This is a genomic window from Shewanella sp. SG44-2, assembly GCF_014164215.1.
Classification (GTDB): domain Bacteria; phylum Pseudomonadota; class Gammaproteobacteria; order Enterobacterales; family Shewanellaceae; genus Shewanella; species Shewanella frigidimarina.
This window is the reverse complement of the sequence record NZ_JACJEU010000013.1, coordinates 18,954-36,377: the sequence shown is the minus strand read 5'-3', so window position 1 is coordinate 36,377 and position 17,424 is coordinate 18,954. Positions and strand designations below refer to the sequence as shown.

15 protein-coding genes are annotated in these 17,424 nt (G+C 40.1%); 6 read left to right on the top strand and 9 right to left on the bottom strand.

What is annotated here, in order from left to right; genetic code table 11:
• Positions 1 to 21: 21 nt before the first annotated feature.
• Both H5181_RS11560 and H5181_RS11555 read right to left on the bottom strand, forming a co-directional pair.
• On the bottom strand, positions 22 to 900 hold the full coding sequence (locus H5181_RS11560; RefSeq protein ID WP_182751077.1) for a sterol desaturase family protein: 879 nt from the start codon (positions 898 to 900) through the stop codon (positions 22 to 24).
• Between the two features lie 236 nt (positions 901 to 1,136).
• Positions 1,137 to 2,204 carry a DUF2804 domain-containing protein gene (locus H5181_RS11555; protein WP_259397037.1) on the bottom strand — a complete coding sequence of 356 codons (1,068 nt, stop codon included), beginning with the start codon at positions 2,202 to 2,204 and terminating at the stop codon, positions 1,137 to 1,139.
• 229 nt (positions 2,205 to 2,433) lie between these two features.
• Between H5181_RS11555 and H5181_RS11550 the strand changes: the two genes are divergently transcribed.
• The 5 genes from H5181_RS11550 to trmH all read left to right on the top strand — a co-directional run bounded on the left by H5181_RS11550 (position 2,434) and on the right by trmH (position 6,988).
• On the top strand, positions 2,434 to 3,000 hold the full coding sequence (locus H5181_RS11550; RefSeq protein ID WP_011638554.1) for a YajG family lipoprotein: 567 nt from the start codon (positions 2,434 to 2,436) through the stop codon (positions 2,998 to 3,000).
• Positions 3,001 to 3,059: 59 nt separating this feature from the next.
• Complete coding sequence (locus H5181_RS11545) at positions 3,060 to 3,644, top strand: peptidylprolyl isomerase (RefSeq protein ID WP_182751076.1); 585 nt, start codon at positions 3,060 to 3,062, stop codon at positions 3,642 to 3,644.
• 330 nt (positions 3,645 to 3,974) lie between these two features.
• A complete protein-coding gene (locus H5181_RS11540; protein WP_041413690.1) occupies positions 3,975 to 4,307 on the top strand; it encodes a hypothetical protein in 333 nt (110 codons plus the stop codon).
• Between the two features lie 128 nt (positions 4,308 to 4,435).
• Positions 4,436 to 5,863 (top strand): AmpG family muropeptide MFS transporter, encoded by a 1,428-nt coding sequence (locus H5181_RS11535; protein ID WP_123776472.1) that lies wholly within the window; start codon positions 4,436 to 4,438, stop codon positions 5,861 to 5,863.
• Between the two features lie 423 nt (positions 5,864 to 6,286).
• Positions 6,287 to 6,988: a tRNA (guanosine(18)-2'-O)-methyltransferase TrmH gene (gene trmH, locus H5181_RS11530; protein ID WP_182751075.1), complete on the top strand. Its 702-nt coding sequence runs from the start codon at positions 6,287 to 6,289 to the stop codon at positions 6,986 to 6,988.
• Positions 6,989 to 7,128: 140 nt separating this feature from the next.
• Here trmH and H5181_RS11525 read toward each other — a convergent pair whose 3' ends face one another.
• From H5181_RS11525 to H5181_RS11515, 3 genes are all read right to left on the bottom strand, one after another.
• Positions 7,129 to 7,542, bottom strand: coding sequence for a phosphate ABC transporter substrate-binding protein (locus H5181_RS11525; protein ID WP_102036619.1), 414 nt, complete (start codon positions 7,540 to 7,542; stop codon positions 7,129 to 7,131).
• A gap of 12 nt (positions 7,543 to 7,554) precedes the next feature.
• Complete coding sequence (locus tag H5181_RS11520; RefSeq protein WP_182751074.1) at positions 7,555 to 8,751, bottom strand: hypothetical protein; 1,197 nt, start codon at positions 8,749 to 8,751, stop codon at positions 7,555 to 7,557.
• An 85-nt stretch (positions 8,752 to 8,836) separates the two neighbouring features.
• Positions 8,837 to 10,453, bottom strand: a complete 1,617-nt coding sequence (locus tag H5181_RS11515; RefSeq protein ID WP_182751073.1) for a methyl-accepting chemotaxis protein — start codon at positions 10,451 to 10,453, stop codon at positions 8,837 to 8,839.
• A gap of 1,328 nt (positions 10,454 to 11,781) precedes the next feature.
• Between H5181_RS11515 and H5181_RS11510 the strand changes: the two genes are divergently transcribed.
• Positions 11,782 to 12,408: a protein disulfide-isomerase gene (locus tag H5181_RS11510; protein ID WP_011638560.1), complete on the top strand. Its 627-nt coding sequence runs from the start codon at positions 11,782 to 11,784 to the stop codon at positions 12,406 to 12,408.
• 115 nt (positions 12,409 to 12,523) lie between these two features.
• Here the strand turns inward: H5181_RS11510 and H5181_RS11505 are convergent, their stop codons facing one another.
• From H5181_RS11505 to H5181_RS11490, 4 genes are all read right to left on the bottom strand, one after another.
• Positions 12,524 to 13,165 (bottom strand): LysE family translocator, encoded by a 642-nt coding sequence (locus tag H5181_RS11505; RefSeq protein WP_220491707.1) that lies wholly within the window; start codon positions 13,163 to 13,165, stop codon positions 12,524 to 12,526.
• A 292-nt stretch (positions 13,166 to 13,457) separates the two neighbouring features.
• Complete coding sequence (locus H5181_RS11500) at positions 13,458 to 13,706, bottom strand: DUF3297 family protein (RefSeq protein WP_011638562.1); 249 nt, start codon at positions 13,704 to 13,706, stop codon at positions 13,458 to 13,460.
• A gap of 282 nt (positions 13,707 to 13,988) precedes the next feature.
• Positions 13,989 to 16,247, bottom strand: a complete 2,259-nt coding sequence (locus H5181_RS11495; protein WP_182751071.1) for an ATP-binding protein — start codon at positions 16,245 to 16,247, stop codon at positions 13,989 to 13,991.
• Positions 16,234 to 17,043: a phosphate/phosphite/phosphonate ABC transporter substrate-binding protein gene (locus tag H5181_RS11490; protein ID WP_011638564.1), complete on the bottom strand. Its 810-nt coding sequence runs from the start codon at positions 17,041 to 17,043 to the stop codon at positions 16,234 to 16,236. The genes H5181_RS11495 and H5181_RS11490 overlap by 14 nt, the downstream gene beginning before the upstream one ends.
• Between the last annotated feature and the right edge of the window lie 381 nt (positions 17,044 to 17,424).

The window sequence follows — 17,424 nt, the reverse complement described above, 5'->3', positions numbered from 1 at the left end:
TGAAGCTTGTTTACAGCGGGCTCAAATATCGGTTTTAGTGGATGACTGTTGATGTGTTGAAGGCGGTGCAAATAATATACGTAAACGTTGTTTTAGAGATAATTGCGCTTGGGTAACATCACCCCACATGTCGCGCCATTCACTAAACGTTACCACTAACGGGTTAAAACTGTTTACCGGCTTAGTGATGCCGTATTTCACAGTTTCAACCTCAGGCTCAAAAGTACCAAACATTTTGTCCCAAATTATCAGCACTCCCGCATAATTTTTGTCGATATATTGTGGGTTACGTCCATGATGCACGCGGTGATGGGACGGTGTATTAAAAATCAATTCTAGCGGCCCTAACGACTTAATAGCTTGGGTATGAACAAAAAACTGCAATCCCAGATTAAGTAATACTGCAAACACCACCCAGTTAGGATCAAAGCCAATCACCACTAAAGGCAACCAAAACAGCCACATTCCTGCCAATGGGTACATTAAGCTTTGTCTAAATGCGGTGCTGAAATTCATGTTTTCTGAACTGTGATGCACCACATGCGCAGCCCACATCCAGCGAATACGATGGCTAGCACGATGGAACCAGTAATAACAAAAGTCTTGAGCAATGAGCAATAAACCAAAAGTGAATAATGTCATTTCAATATCAAATAAGCGCCAACCGAAAAAGTGTAAATATATCTTCGCAATCAATAAGCCAGCGATGATATCCGCCACTTGGTGCATACCTGCCAATACAAAATTACACAATACTTCGGCAGGGCGATATTGAGCATTACTCGGTAATCGCTGGGCGCGAACACCAAACCACCATTCCAGTAAAATGCAGCCGAAAAAAATCGGGGCTAACACTAGTAATAACCACTCTGGGTGAGCTATCAGTAAATCCATGTCCATATGTTATCCATTTCTATTTATTATTATTGAGTCAATGTTTGTACTAGTGGTTCACTATTTCTGGTTCCTAATCAAAGTGCTCTTTTGGCGAAACCCATTTGAGTAAACCGCTTTTAATAGGTCATTTTAATAATCTGTCGTTAATAATCAGTTGTTAATATTCCGTTTTTAGTAATTCGTTTTTAATAGTCCATAGGCTAAAAAATCACTCACCGAGTCAACACGGTTAGTCGTCATCACCATTTGGCAAAATGATCTTCTGTTAAGCCTAGCTGGTTGGTTAACCTATATTGATTACCATTGTTGTCGCAAATCACTCCGCTAAAATAGCCAATGTATTGTCTAAAATTATTCTTCAACCAAATTAAATTAAGCTTTTCGCTGCGCTGATTTAATGGTCTAAAATGTAAATCAACATTGCCATCATTAGTGGTGATATGCCACACATCTTGTTGTGAGTGTCGATTAAAATCAAACTGTGCACCACCTAATAGATGACGCTCGCCATTTATCCACATCACATTTTCTGTTTGACCGGTTTCATTAACGCCAGCAGCTAAATTTAGCCCGATAACCCCGTCGTCAGTTTGGGCATTAATTGAAGCCCAACGCCAACTGGTTTCGCGGCGCATAAATCCGGCTGAAAAGTCATAACCCGCCAAAGCATATTGTAAAGGCTGCGGTTCATGATGAATGGTTAATTGCCCTGTTACGGCTAAGCCATTGTGCTTTTGAGTATAGGTCCAACCGTTATAACCCGTTGGAGTACACAAGCTAATGGGTAAACTCAGTGGCGCTGGTTGAATACGTAAATTGGCTTGTATGTCTGCAAGATTAATCTCAACTTGCCATTGTCCGTCGACAATATCGATAACAATACCTTTATGTTTACGGCCAATTTCGGCCCGCCCATGCTTAGGAGAGTCACTTAACTGGCAGCCAAATCCGAATGGTGTTAGCCATTGCGTTTGGGTCAACTTGTTGGTTTTAATGTCATAAAGGTAGCAAAAACCATTGGCGACATAACGAATATCGGCTATCGCCAGAGCGATAATATAATGAGGAGTGATAATGCTAACGAATTGGAACTGCTTAAAATCAAAATGCTTAGCCATTGCCGACGCAGGTTTGTCCATTACCGTCGAATAAGCAAACTGATTAACATTGAGTGAATCAACAATCCCATCAAAAATACCAAATACTGGCTGGCCATTGGCATTAATCAATTTGTCAGGAGCCAATTGCGGCTGTTTATGTTGCATTACATTACCTACATCATGTTGTTTATCAAACTTAAGTTGCATAACACTAACCTGAATTGATCAGCCATTAAAGTCAACAACCAAGTAATATTGTTGCCATTAACCGGAGTTGAAATGGCGTTAAAAACAGATATTGATGAGTGACAACACCTGCACACAGAGTGATGCATATCACTCTCGTTATCTTTATAGCAACATAACCTTAGCGATACTGGAAACCCAGACAAATTCTGGTATCATTTATCTACCTTTTGCTGGTTATTGTTGTCTCATGAAGTTATTGATCCCTATTTTACTGTCTACATTATTGTTATCGGCTTGCGCAAGTTATGAGCCGACTCATGTTGGTCTTAATCCCACATTGGGTCCGATTCAGTTACAAACTGAAGTCGATTTCCCTGTACTGGTCGACACCATCGATACTCGCGAAGCAAGCTTTGTGGTGCGTTTTAATGAAGAAGGCAAATCACCAAGATTAGTCAGCGCCAGTGAGCCTATTCGCCAACAGTTAGATACACTGTTCCGTAATGGTATGAACAAAGCGGGTTATGTTATTGACCCTGCCGCACGCAATTCAGTGCAGTTTCAGCTAAATTACTTGTTAGCTGACGTCACGGACACCACGTTCAGTTACGAATCAAAAACACGTCTAGTTATCAATGTACTGGCTAAAAACTCACAACAAGAGTTCACCAAATCCTATAACGCTAACGGCTATTTAAAAGGCCCGTTAAGCCCAGATTTTGCCACCCTTGAATTAGATATCACCAAACTCGTTGATAAGCTCACCACTGAAATTCTTAACGATGAAGAGTTACACCAATTTATTCAACGTTAATCTCCCCGCTTTATCAGGTATTGGCATCGAGAGATGCCAATAAAAAAGGACGTCACATTATGATGAAATGGTTATCCACTTGCCTACTGTTATTGACCAGTTTAAGTTCCAGTGCTGCGGTCGACATTCAAAAAGACACTTTATATCCACAAGTAGAGTTGGACACCTCTATGGGGAAAATAGTGGTTGAGTTAGATCGCACTCGTGCACCACTTACCGTAGATAATTTTTTAACCTATGTGATTAAAGGCGAATATGACAATACTATTTTTCATCGTGTGATTGCCGAATTTGTGGTTCAAGGTGGTGGGTTAACCACGAAATTAGAAGAACGCCCTTCGCTAGAGCCTGTTGTAAATGAGTCCGGTAATGGTTTATCAAACTCCCTTGGCACAATTGCCATGGCTCGAGATAACGATCCTCATTCAGCAACACGTCAGTTTTACTTCAACCTAGGTGACAATAAAAAATTAGACCCTTCTAAACGTCGTTGGGGCTATACCGTTTTTGGTGAAGTGACTCAGGGGATGGATGTATTAGAAGCCATTTCATTGGTACCAACTGAACATAACACCACCCTAAACTGGCCCGATTTTCCGGTTAATACTGTCATGTTGAAAAAAGCGACTCTACTGCCTCGCTAATCTCCCGCTAATCGCCTATACCTACCGATGGTCATGTTAATGCATGCCATCGGCATTTATATTGTCTCCTTCAATGTAATATTGGCCAATTTTAGCTCGATTAATAAGTCCAAACTCACTCAATATGATGACGTCTTACATTGTTATCCTATACATATTTACTAGCTGCAAAATCAACTAAGTAGCACTATCGATTGACTAAATCGACACTTTTTTACGTTTTTGACTATCGACAGCCAAATTAACGTCTATACTCTATTTGACTCATTCACCTAGTTAGCTGCGCAATTGTTCGCAACCGCATTTCGAATACTCAAGGACGCAATTATGATGACGGCTAATGATTTTATTGAAACCAAAGCTCCACAACTAGCCTATTTCGGTAAAGCTTTTTTAAACAATCAATTAGATTACAAAGAAATACAGCTCTATATGTGGGATGTGCTGGAAGAGTGGCAATTTATATCAAATAATCCCATCCAATTAGCCGAACAACCTAGCGATACCGAGAAAGTGTTTTGGCACTTATTGTATTGCTTCGATCATTGGTCTGGTTGGGCAATTAAAGGCAATCAATACTTACGCCAGCAAGTTCATGAATGTTGTGACTACATTGATATTGGCGGCAATGTGCCACAAAGTTGTATTGGTATCAGACCTTAAGGCGATTATCTTAAATCTGCTCTGAATGCTAATTTAACCTCAAACTGACTGAATAATCTTTTAGAATGGCTTGAACCTAAACCCCTTGCAACATAAGCTAGAGCCATTCTCCTTTATCCAGTTGTCTTATGTCGGTTTTCTTGTCTCGTACCCGTGAAGCGTTATCGGTTTACTACCACAAACGAGTATTTATTTTACTCTTGCTGGGGTTTTCTGCCGGCTTACCATTAATGTTAGTCTTTTCGACCTTAAGCTTTTGGTTACGTGAAGCTGGCATCGACCGAGCGGCGATTGGTTATTTTAGCTGGATAGCACTAACGTATGCATTTAAATGGGCGTGGTCACCATTAGTCGATCGTATGTCATTGCCCTTTTTTACCCGCTTTTTAGGAAGACGACGCGGATGGATGCTGTTCGCACAACTGTGCTTAGTCGGCGCCATACTCGGTATGTCTGTTAGCGATCCAGTGGTTAATCTTGAACGTTTGGCCTTATGCGCCCTACTTTTGGCATTTGCCTCCGCCACCCAAGACATTGTTATCGATGCTTTTCGGATTGAATCCGCCCCAGAAAAAATGCAAGCAGCGCTTGCTGCTGCGTACCAAGTCGGTTATCGCAGTGCGATGATCATCGCCACAGCAGGCGCATTAACCATTGCTGCTTGGGTGTCTCCTGGCGATGATGCTTACAACTTAGAAGCTTGGCAGACCGCCTACTTTGCCATGGCGATGTTAATGGGTGTTGGTATTATTACCACGTTATGCAGTAAAGAACCGCAAGTCGATACCAAACAGGCTGACGATAAAGAACGCCTATTAAGAGCCGAGTTTGCTGCCAAATACCCTGCTAAAGTCGCAGGGGCATTAGCCTGGTTATACAGCGCAAGTGTATTGCCTTTTATTGACTTTTTTAAGCGTTATGGCAAAAGCGCTATTCTCATTTTGTTGTTAATCTCGTGCTATCGCATTTCCGATATTGTCATGGGTATTATGGCAAATGTTTTTTATGTTGATATCGGGTTTAGCAAAGAAGAAATCGCTTTTATCAGTAAAGTCTATGGTTTGATCATGACCTTAGTCGGCGCCGCTTTTGGCGGTGTGTTGCTGATGCGTTATGGCACCATGAAGATTCTATTCTTGGGTGCCTTGTTAGTCGCGGTCACTAACCTGCTGTTTGCTTGGCAAGCGTATATTGGCTACAACGTGCCATTTTTAACCTTAGCCATATCGGTAGATAATTTTAGTGCTGGTATCGCAACCGCAGCGTTTATCGCTTATTTGTCCAGCTTAACCAGTAGTGGATATAGCGCGACACAATATGCGTTATTATCTTCGATTATGTTGTTGTTCCCTAAGTTTATCGCAGGATTTTCGGGCTTGTATGTTGATGCTTTTGGTTACATCAATTTCTTTATTGCAGCGAGTTTGATTGGCTTTCCGGTGTTGCTATTAGTGGTGTTGGTGAATCGATCGCAAAACCAAGTGATGATTGCCAATGCGGCATCAACAGAGGGATCTATCGATGTGTCGACAGATGTTGGTAAACCACCACTGTAAGCGATTAATATCCGAACGGCATTGGGTTTAAGTGCAAAAGGGTTGGCCTACCGCAGCACTTTACGTTCACGTTTCAATGGCTATAAAAGTAGTAATATTGACAATATCAAAGACACATGCCCTCTTAAAAGAGGGCTGAAGTAAATCCGTAGCCTAGCTATAATTTATAGCCATAATTTATAGCTATAAACCATGCGGTAAATCAAAGCGGTAAACGGCTGCGAAATTAACCTTCAAAGGTTAGTAGCCTATATATTTATCTTGTCGCGATCGATGACGTTTTAGCGTTAGCATTTTAACGCTATAATGCCACTCGAAATAATCACCTGCTATCAATATTAATCGCTTCCCGGCGCATTTAGCGCCCTTTCTGTTGAAAGCTAATGTTTAAATATGTTGAATAAAATTAAGTAGAAATACCTCATGAGTCCAGAACGTTTTGCCCGAATAAATCAAATGCTTGATAACCGCCAAGTCGACTTAACGGTTTGCCTTGATAAAGTGCATATGACCAATAATATTGCTGCGGTTCTTCGATCTGCTGACTGTGTGGGCATACATCAAATTCATGCAGTGTGGCCAGATGATGATATGCGGGTATCGGGTAATACCGCTTCTGGCAGCCAGCAATGGGTTGATACCGTTAAACATTACACGTTTGAAGAAGCTCACCAAGCTTTTAAAAAACAGAAAATGCAGGTATTAACCACTACATTTTCTGACTCTGCAGTCGATTTTCGTGAGATTGATTATACTCAACCCACTGCCATCGTAATGGGTAATGAACGAGACGGCGTCAGCGCAGAAGCCATTGCCGCAGCAGACCAACATATTATTATTCCCATGCGTGGCATGGTGCAATCGCTTAACGTATCGGTTGCGGCAGCACTAGTGATGTATGAAGCTCAGCGCCAGCGCGAAGTGGCTAATATGTACGGCAAACGAAGACTTGATAACAGCTACTGCCAGACGATGTTGTTTGAACAAGGTCATCCGGTTTATGCTAAAGCGTGTCGCCGCAAACAGATCCCCTACCCAGCCATTGATGTTCAAGGCCAAATTTTTGCCGACAAAGAGTGGTGGGATAGAATGCGCGCGCCAGATCCACAAGCGTTAGTGGGTTGAATACCGAATAGCTTGCAGAGTCAGATTTGATTTAGCGATGATATCTTGTTTAATCGGGATATGGGTCGTAGCTTACCAATCAACTTAATGATATTCGTTGCCTAGTAAGCGTTGACCCAATTCATATTTCAGAAGATAGATTATGGTTGGTAAATAATCTTTAGTTGATCGGTTACTTCTGTAGAATCAATGTAACCAATTACTGAACTATTAGATGTTATTTCAGCAATAACCGCGGCTGACGAACTGACTTCCTTTGGCGGCGTGCCCTTTCCTGTAAATACCAACTGCGACCAGTAAGCCTGCAGTTGAGATCCTGACTTTTGCGTCACCTTGCTATGAAACTCTTCACGAATAGCTGAACCATCTGGATATTCAACAACAATTGGCTTAGTGCCATTTGGCAACGTTTTCAATTTACCTAAAAACAACTTCTTGGCGTCGCTTGCACTAATATTGTCGACACCATTTAAGTTCCCAACGATCACAGGTTCAGCAAAAGCACTACCCATGCCAATTAGGAGGCCTAATATTATAAATACTGATTTCATCATCTTGCTCCCTAATTAAAATACACAGTCTAAGCGAATTGAATAAACCAAAGAGTCATCTTGCTTAGAACCAAAGGTTGTAAGATCAAGGTTACTTGCCAGAGTAGCGTTACTAATCATGCCGACTGTATCGCCAAAATTGTTGATTAACGTTGCATCAGCTTTTATTGATACGTTGCTCATAACGTCGTAACGGACCCCTAATGAATATGCATCTCGTTCTGCCGTTAATAATGGCGCTACAGGCACAGTCATGCCCCCCAAGTTAAAATATTGACCAACGCGTTCAGAATTATCTGTAGTTTCCAGTCTAGCAATAGTCACATAAGGCATCCAATCACCAAAACGGCGTCCGTATGTCAGGTAAGCAGATTTAGTATCTGACATCTGCCCATCAACTTCTACTGTGGTATATTCACCCGTAATCAAGTTGGCTCCATCATCATATTTTAAACCGAGTCCAAAAAACTCTGCTTTGGTATCCTCAGGAATAATACTGTAAAACGAACTTGTTGAAGGGACACTAATTTGTGAAGTACCGTAGACAGCGCGAAGCAATAAATTGTCGTACTGCCAACCAGCACTGGCACCATACATGTAGTTAAATTCGATATTACCTTCTTTGGCTTTACCGGCAAATGCTTGCAACTGAATGGTTGAGTCATCTAATTCTAGATCGTAAGCAATATCACCGCCGACATAAGTACTAAAAGGCACGGCTCCGTAAACTTCTTCTGGCGGGCGGATAAAAGGTTGTGCATAGCCCACATCAAGAAAATCAGAGTACATAAAAATAGGAACACGAAGTTTACCGCCTCGTACTGTGACATCATTGTCAAAGGTATGCTTTATATAAGCCCATTCAAATGATGGGTCATAATCATCTTCGCCTCTGGCAACAAGTTGCGACACAACACTAGTCTGTTCACCCAAAGTAAACTCTGCTTGTAAGCCAAGTAAACTTAATGAGTTCAATTCATAACTGTCATCAGAACCTGCATAGCCAGCATCATTATTAGACCGTGTAGCGCCCACGCTGAAAAAACCGTTAACCTTAATTCGGTCGGCTATATCACTTGCGCTACTGCTTTTAAGTAATTGAATTTCTTGCTCTAGCTGACTGACTCGCTGATCTACGGTATCTTCCGCTGCTGCCACGGACAAGGCCGTTGTCATCAGCACAGGAATAAGGTAATACTTTTTATTCATCATCATTTATCCTAAAAATATATAGTGGTATTTTTGTTTATTGATTAAGTTAACGCGTGGGTAAAAACTACATTCAACGTGTTATAGATCAGACCTTGTATTGATTAATCACTTGACCCAGTCTTTGGGTTACATTTTGAATTTCTTTACTTTCATGTAAAATAACTTCGGCGCCATCTCTAACCGAAGAGGAAATTTGATTTGCATCGGTAATACTGTTGGATATCGCTTCATATGTTACTTTTTGCTCATCTGTTTCATCAGCGATTTGTTTGTTTAGGCTCAAAATACGTTCAACTTTACGGGTGATATCATCAAGCGATCTGCCTGACTTTTCCGATTCAGTGACTGTTGTATTAACACTTTGCTGACCAGAATTCATAGCTACAACAACTGAAGAAGCTCCTTTTTGAATTTCTTCTAAAGCTTGTTTTATTTGTGCTGTTGCATCTTGTGTATGCGATGCTAAAGAACGTACTTCATCGGCAACAACCGCAAAGCCTCGACCATGCTCACCCGCTCTTGCAGCTTCAATTGCTGCGTTAAGTGCTAATAGATTAGTTTGATCTGCAATGCGACTAATCGTGCTTAAGAATTCCCCAGCGTTATTTGCCAACAACTCAAACTCACTGACCATTCCGGCTGTTTTATTCACGTCTATAGCAAGGGCATTAATGCTCGCAACAGTTGACTCCACAACGTCTCGGCCTTCTTTAGCGGTATCATTAGCGTTGGAAGCTTCTGTTGATGCCAATAACGCACTTTCAGCAACAGACACAACACTTTCGGTAAGTTGCTGAACCGCCGCCATCACCGAAGCCATTGCAGTCTCTTGTGACTGAATTAACTGGGTGCTATCCATGCTGGTTGTTGCTAAACGTGTTGAAACTCTCTCCAAGGTTGTTATTGTCTCTTGGGTAGAGCTAATATTGCTGTGCATTGATTTAATAAATTCATTAAACCAATGTACTAAATGTGACACCTCATCTTTACGCGAGTATTCTATGCGTTTAGTTAAATCACCTTCACCCTCAACAATATCCCTCAATGAATCAGTCACTTGCTTTATTGAATTGGTGATACTACGAGTTAATAGATAGCTCGATACCACCATGGTCACAATTAAAATAATACCCAACATAATGCCGACAATACGGCTTGTTTCATTCTGCTTAAAGGTTTTAGCGACCACGTTACTAGATGCAATATGGATTGACTGAACCGAATCTGTTAGTGACTTTTCTAAGGTCTGAAGTGCTGTATTTGCTTGTTGAGATCGTGGAGCAATAACTTGGAAATCGACATCCCCATCTAAGAGTGATGAGGCGACAAAAAACTTATGTTTAGTATAAGTATTGAATAACTCTTTAAGATTAGCGGGCAAATTCAGGCTCTGGTTACTGGCTTGAATATTAACTAACACATCAAGCACGTATGCTGAATGCTGTTTTGCTTCTGTTATCCGGTCTTTTTCCCCGGTTGTCACTGCACCTTCAAGACTTTTTTCCACATCTTTAAGGCCCTCTTTAGCGTTATTTAGCAGCTCTAGCACTGGGGTGTATTCATCCTGAAGTAAAAGAATGTTGCTCTGTGTCTGACTCACTAATTTTTGTTGATATAGAAAAAAAATAACGAATCCTAAAATAGCGACACTGGCAAGAAGCCCGATTTTATGGCTGATTTTTAAATTATTCCAGAGTTGCATATGTAGACCTTCGTTATTTCAACACAAGCGAATTCGGCAATGATAATGATTGCTTCATAAACAGCCGTGTTATTAAGTAGTGCATATATCCTATTGGAATAGGAGCGTGTTTTATTTTCACAAACTAAGAGCCATATATAATACTTGTTATCAACAAAAATATTGTGACCAAAACTGTATTTTATTTAACATAATAAGTATTTTATGGATTTTGTGATTTATGTATCTATAACAATGTAGGGAGGAATTAAGAAACCACTTAACAAGATTTAATTAAGTTCAGTAAAAACTCATTAATGTTCAACATTAAATAATTAAAATAACAATAACCAGGTTACACTCACCGCTAAAACAAATCACTACCTACATTAACTTCGATTATTAATCTAGTATTTTTAGTTTTTTTGTTATACGAAAACATATCCTTTAAATCATCTTTTCGATCCATAATGCCAATCATCACCCCCCAAAACCCCATAACACTTAATGGAGAAAATCAAAACCAAAAAAAACACCTAACCACCTGATAATAAAATACAAAAACAAATTACTATTGAGACAGAAGAAACAGATTCACTTATTTTATTGTTAAATTGATTTAACTCTACAATATCGACAGAATAAATAACGAACAAACCCCATACTTATATTAATCCACTCTAATTTAATATAACTAGTCTAGCTTTAATTCATTACATATGTACTTAACACATCTTAACGCCACTTAACTTCGACTTAAATTAAAGTTGATTCAATTAATCTCTAACAATTATTAAAATTAACCTTTAATATGGAAAGTAAATCCTAAAAACAAAACAATTTATTCATTATAAAAACAACAAAACCATCCATACATACATAATACAAGACCGACTAACTCGTTAAGTATTAATGTGCTAGCACGCATTCATTAGATAATTCATTAATTGAAAAATCTATCTTATGAATAAACACTCGTAAAATCACATTTGCATCGTTTATGCGACCTACCTAACAGGTTCATATTTTAATTAGGTTGTCATGTCACGCTTAATATAAGAACGTTATTATCTGAATTAAAATTAAATACCAGCATAGAACCCTTGATCTAATATGGCAGAGCCCAACGTAAACGTCGAAAACAAGTAGTCAACGCATGCACACAGTAGACCAACTCCGGTCACACTCCATTTAGCTTGCTAAATGGAGTGTGAAATCTGATAACTTAAAGTTTGCTTGGTTAAGAGCTCGTTTATTCTGAACTGAGGTCTACTGCAGATTCAATGATTGTATAATGCTGATAAACTATTTAGGATCAGCACATCTGATCGCAAACAAGAATTAACGTAATGACCACTGAGCTTTATTTTATCTACGACTCACATTGCCCTTGGAGCTATGCCACCACACCGTTGGTGAATGCATTGCAGCAAGCCTATCCTGAAATGAATGTACATTTACTGCATAGCGCACATTACATTGGCAAAGACAGTGCTGGCGAAGAGCAAATGGAAGCGGCTGCAAGAATGAGTGGACTAAAATTTGGCCGCGATCATATTCGTTACGTAAACAGTCCTAAAAGCTCAATCAAAACCGCAAACTTTATGGCCTGGTTGCAGGGCAAACAAGCTGACAAGCAATTAGATGTGCTCAATGCGCTACAAAGAGCTCATTTCATTGAAGGCAACCCGCTTAGCAATAAGCACGACTTTAATGACATCGTAGAAAAATTTAAGCTGTCACCATCAAATAAAGTGTTTAAAGATGAGCTCAGTATGGACGCAGAATACGTACTGGAAGGCATTGAAGAGATTCAACAAGTCATTGGTACTACCGGCTTCCCCGTTTTAGTCATGACCGTTAATGATAACGCCATTTTTATCGATCATTCACAATATCTGAGTAGCCCTCATGCTGTGGTTGCTGCGGTTGAAAAAGAAATAGCGGCGATTAAACTCGCGAAAACAGAATCGTAGCGATAAATCGCAACCCGCCAAATACATCATTGATGTGAATGTGCCAGCAGTAAGATCAAAAAACCACGGCTAATGACCGTGGTTTTTATTTACTAGCGACTTTTAATCGTAAAGGTTAAGCAATACTTTGAACTTGCGATGCCAATAACCAAATCGCTAATGCAAAAAATATTACACCCATAAACTTGTTTTGATAGGTACGAAACTTTTCATTATTAAGTAAAGGTTTTCCCAAACTGCCCACTAATGCTACCAACAGCAAATTGAACGTCAATCCCATCACATTCAGCAGCAAACCTAGCGCCAGCATTTGTTCACCTGAGCTAGCACTCAATTGAGTAGACACAAACTGAGGCAAAAATAACACAAAAAATATCAGTGCTTTAGGATTAAGTAAATTGCTCATTACCGCACGGCGATAGAGTAATTTGGCTAAGTGATTCTGTTGTGCAATCTCAGGTGCATCACTGGCACTGCTGCGCATGCAATCCCAGCCCATTTTCAATAAATAAGCCCCGCCCAATACTCGTAATAGCTCTAACGCCATCGGGTTCATCGCCACTAATGCGGACACGCCCATTGCAGCAAGTAAAGTCAAAATAAGTCCCGAGGTCGCATTACCAAAACTGGCATACACGCCCACTTTACGGCCATAGCTCAAACTCGAACTGGCAATCAGCAACATATCAGGCCCAGGAATTAATAATAACGCGACTACAGTGGTTAAATATAAAGGAAGCAAAGCCAGATCAATCATCATAAACACACAAACAACAACTATTAAGACGGAAAATAAGGCGCGGATTCTACAGTTATTCAACATGAATTAAAATCATGTTGGGCTTCATGTTGTATTTAGGCTGGATGACGACTGGCAGAGTTTGTTTACGGATGGGGTAGATAAGTGTTCATAAACCTAAGGAATATAAAACAAGGTAAAATCATAGAATAAAATTTACTCTATTGCTCATTTGTCACGGTAAATAACAAAGGCCAGCCCATTGGGCTAGCCTTTCGTTTTTTGACGCTAAGAGTCAGCTTACTCAGTTCTACTTGTAGAACGCTTCAACCTTGCCTTTTACTGTCATCGTAAGCGGTTGGCCACGACGATCTAATGCTTTATGCGAGGCGACTTTTACCCAACCTTCACTGATGCAATATTCTTCAACATCTGCACGCTCTTTGCCATTAAACAAAATGCCAATCTCGTGTTCGAAAATTGCAGCCACATGATGTGGGCTACGTGGATTAACGCTAAGGCGATCAGGTAAAGCGGGTTTAGCAGTAGTGTCGTTCATTGTCGTGTGCTGTAGTTAATAAAACGTGCGCTATTGTAGGCAATACCAGCCTGATGCTCAATAGCGGCTGTCATAAATGTGAGTCGCACCGAAAGATATGGCGAGTTTAGAGTTAACCAGGCAGGACAATTGTTACTCAGTAACATGATAGACAAAGATTTTAAGCGGATTTAAGTAAACAAATTTCGTTAATACCTTGCTCATAATCGCTAAAGTAAGCTGTTCGATTGTGAGCGGTATAAGGCTATAAATGACTAATCAACCAAAGGGTCCGTTAGTTCATTATTCATAGTATTCACAATAACGTGTTAGCTGAACCACGACTTCTTTAAAGCATTGTTCTAAGTCACTCACGTGCTCAGCAGTAACGCTGCCATTGGTAGCCAGTGTTTCAACTTGCTGACAAATGTCGGCTAACAATAATGCCGAAACCGATTTTGATGACGACTTTAAACCATGGGCTTGAAATGATAAATCGGCGTAGTTCTCACTAGTCGCATACGCACTGATTAACTTAACTTGTTCACCAGCCGTTTGTAAAAAGGCATTAAACACCATGCAATGCACCGTGGGATCATCACCTAGCATCGCATTTAATAATGCTAGATCTAACTGATCAAATGAATCAGACGCAACCTCTGACGGTTTTTTAGCTTCAATATGAGCATTAACCATGGTTGTTGAGTGCTCCATTAAAAGCGATTTAAGCTTAGCCAACTCAACGGGTTTGGTTAAAAAACCATTCATACCGGCATCGTAACAAGCATCAATATTCTCTTTAATAATGTTCGCTGTAATCGCAATGATGGCTAAATCTTTAAATCGTTCATCTGCTCGTATCTTTTTAGCCAGGCCTAAACCATCTAAAATTGGCATTTGAATATCGGTTAACAATATATTAAAACGTTTATCTTGCAGTGTTTGCCAAGCTTGCTCGCCATTACTCACAAACGTTGAATGTACCCCAAGCAAGGTTAATTGTTGCTTTAACACTAGCTGATTAGTCACCTGATCTTCAGCCACCAGCACTTCTAATATAGGTAAGGTCTCTGCTGAAACGTATTGTTCGCTGATGTCTGTTCTATCTGATTGAATTGTAGAGTCTTTTTTAGCCAGTAAGTTAGTTTTAATGGGTACATCGGCTTGCTTAAAACCATTAAAAATTAAACTAAAACACGAGCCCTTATTTAGTTCACTTTGTACCCTTATCTCGCCTTGCATTCGCTCAACTAATTCTCGGGTAATAACCAATCCAATACCCGTGCCATTAATATTACTGGTTTCGGCACCTAAGCGATCGAAGGGCTTAAATAACCGAGAAACGTCATCAGCAGCAAAGCCGTAACCGGTATCTGCTACGCTAATTGTGCATTGGTTATTGCTTGATACGCTGCAGCTAATAAAAATATCGCCGTGGGGTTTATTATATTTAATGGCATTGGAGAGCAAATTTAACATTACCTGCTTAAAACGACGCTCATCGATATAAAAACAAAGTCCTTCAAGCTCATTAAAGCCTTCTGTATGAATCGTCATCGACTGTGCCTTTACCAATTCACTCACCAGCGCAACAGACTCTTCAACAACACGTTTAATTGATGCATAGTCAAAACTAAACTGCATATTACCCGACTCAATCGCTGTTAAATCAAGCACATCATTAATTAATAACAGTAAATGCTCACCAGCCCGATAGATGCTTTTAGCATTGTCTTTTTGGACTTTATTAGCAAGATCATCATATTCATATAACTGTGCTAACCCTAAAATAGCATTTAACGGTGTACGCAATTCGTGGCTCATGCTGGCCATAAAATCTGACTTTGCTTTACTTGCCGACTCAGCCTGTATTCGCAGGGTATTTAATTTTTGATGATTACTCGCGACCTCGGTTGCCATGTGATTAAACGCACTAATCACACTGCCCACTTCGTTATTTTGATGCTTATCGACATGACAATCAAAATCACCTTTGGCCAGCCGTGCAAACGCAAATTCTAATGACCGCAGTGGTTTGGTAATTCTATAATCGACCAACCAAGCCAACGCCATAAAAAATAAAACCAGAATCATAAATTGAATGTATATGAGCGTGTAATGCAGCTTTGATGATTCATTAATTTCATTGGTAAAGTTAACCACTAGCGTAATGCTTGCTAATGATTTTTCTAAAAACATAATTTGTTGGCTGAGTAGCATGTCACCGCTTTGGGTTGCCCCGTTCCACACATCAAGCGGATACAATTGATTACCAGTTGCCGTATCAACTATTTTAATGGCCTTCCAATTAGGTTGAATGTCTAATTGGTTATCTATTTGCTCGTAAAGCTCAGCGTATTGGCGGGTAAGCAAAGGCGTTTTAACAGAGGTAGAGAGTTGTTGTAATGATCGCTGCGCCGTTTTCGAGAGATCATCATTCACCCAGCGGGCTTGCTCTGGCAGCGCATAAAAAATAAATAAACAGGCAAGTAAAAAACCAAACGCCATTACGGCAATAAAACTCTGTGCCCGTAAACTGTGCCACCAATTAATTTTCAACATAAAATAAGCGTAACCCCCACTGAGTTAACTGCTGATATTCAGCTAAAGTTGCAATGCTGGGTTTAATAATTGGAATACCTGCAAGCAAGTGTTTGTGCTCTTCACTTTGGCCTATATCTAAAATAGCTTGTTGTACTTTTTGCTGAATGGCAGGGTCCACTCTTGGGTGAGCCACAATAGGATGACGACTTATTTTGCGGGTTTTATAAATAATTTTAAGCTTGTCTTGTAGGTTTTGCGGTTGCTGTTTTAGCGTACCTAGCACGCCACCGCCAGCCTTAGTCGAGTTTAATGCCACATTTAAATAAACCGAAGAGTGGGTTTGTACATAAACCGGCTTTATTGTTAGCCCATACAACTGCGCTAAATCAGCACGCATTAATAATGACGCGCCCAATGCATTAGGCGCCGGAAAAGCAATTTCGGCACCTTCTAACTGGCTAACATCGTCTATGCCGCTATTTTTATTCACCACTAACACACCTTGCAGTTGGCGCCCTGCATCTTTTATTAACGGCAAATAACCTTGTTTTTCGTTAGCGATGACACTGTGCCAAGGGTTCATGTAAGCAAAATCATACTCGCCATTGGCAAAAGCTTGTTCAAATACAGGTATAGACTCAACAGTGATTAACTTAATCGTCACCCCCGTCTGTTCACTCACCTGGTCAAGTAAAGGTTGCCAAATTGCATTCAACTTTTGCGGCTCATATTGCGGCACCACCCCAAACGTATACTCTTGCGCCAACAACCACGAGCTTTGAATCAAACATAATATCGCTACTACATACTTCATTGGTGCTCCAAATAATCGTTTGCCGTCATTGATTAGCTTAGTAAAATACTGACCAAGTCACCATAACATTATTATTTGAATTCAGGTCCATTCAATAAGAAATGCTTTGGCTTGCTACTATTTACCGATAAATATTGCGATATAAGTCAGCGAATAATCAGTGTGTCCCCCACTTACTTATTATCTTCCCTCTTCTTTTTATTATTCATTAGCATCACTTTTTCAGATTAGAACAATCGTTTTTATTCGCACCTACCATTTAGATACTTTCCTATACTCTGGTTTCGCCTAGTAATTTAAGCCCTGATTTTAATCCTCGAGTACTTCAAATGGATAGTTAATAGCTTGAGTGGTTAATTAGGTTTTGTGTTTTAGCGTAAC

What these genes read in the sequence shown, in the direction of transcription:
- H5181_RS11510 (WP_011638560.1), top strand. Translation starts at nt 11,782, where the DNA reads ATGACCACTGAGCTTTATTTTATCTACGACTCACATTGCCCTTGGAGC.
- H5181_RS11515 (WP_182751073.1), bottom strand. Translation starts at nt 10,453, where the DNA reads ATGCAACTCTGGAATAATTTAAAAATCAGCCATAAAATCGGGCTTCTT.
- H5181_RS11490 (WP_011638564.1), bottom strand. Translation starts at nt 17,043, where the DNA reads ATGAAGTATGTAGTAGCGATATTATGTTTGATTCAAAGCTCGTGGTTG.
- H5181_RS11555 (WP_259397037.1), bottom strand. Translation starts at nt 2,204, where the DNA reads ATGCAACTTAAGTTTGATAAACAACATGATGTAGGTAATGTAATGCAA.
- H5181_RS11525 (WP_102036619.1), bottom strand. Translation starts at nt 7,542, where the DNA reads ATGATGAAATCAGTATTTATAATATTAGGCCTCCTAATTGGCATGGGT.
- H5181_RS11520 (WP_182751074.1), bottom strand. Translation starts at nt 8,751, where the DNA reads ATGATGAATAAAAAGTATTACCTTATTCCTGTGCTGATGACAACGGCC.
- H5181_RS11540 (WP_041413690.1), top strand. Translation starts at nt 3,975, where the DNA reads ATGACGGCTAATGATTTTATTGAAACCAAAGCTCCACAACTAGCCTAT.
- H5181_RS11560 (WP_182751077.1), bottom strand. Translation starts at nt 900, where the DNA reads ATGGACATGGATTTACTGATAGCTCACCCAGAGTGGTTATTACTAGTG.
- H5181_RS11495 (WP_182751071.1), bottom strand. Translation starts at nt 16,247, where the DNA reads ATGTTGAAAATTAATTGGTGGCACAGTTTACGGGCACAGAGTTTTATT.
- trmH (WP_182751075.1), top strand. Translation starts at nt 6,287, where the DNA reads ATGAGTCCAGAACGTTTTGCCCGAATAAATCAAATGCTTGATAACCGC.
- H5181_RS11500 (WP_011638562.1), bottom strand. Translation starts at nt 13,706, where the DNA reads ATGAACGACACTACTGCTAAACCCGCTTTACCTGATCGCCTTAGCGTT.
- H5181_RS11535 (WP_123776472.1), top strand. Translation starts at nt 4,436, where the DNA reads ATGTCGGTTTTCTTGTCTCGTACCCGTGAAGCGTTATCGGTTTACTAC.
- H5181_RS11505 (WP_220491707.1), bottom strand. Translation starts at nt 13,165, where the DNA reads ATGATTGATCTGGCTTTGCTTCCTTTATATTTAACCACTGTAGTCGCG.
- H5181_RS11545 (WP_182751076.1), top strand. Translation starts at nt 3,060, where the DNA reads ATGATGAAATGGTTATCCACTTGCCTACTGTTATTGACCAGTTTAAGT.
- H5181_RS11550 (WP_011638554.1), top strand. Translation starts at nt 2,434, where the DNA reads ATGAAGTTATTGATCCCTATTTTACTGTCTACATTATTGTTATCGGCT.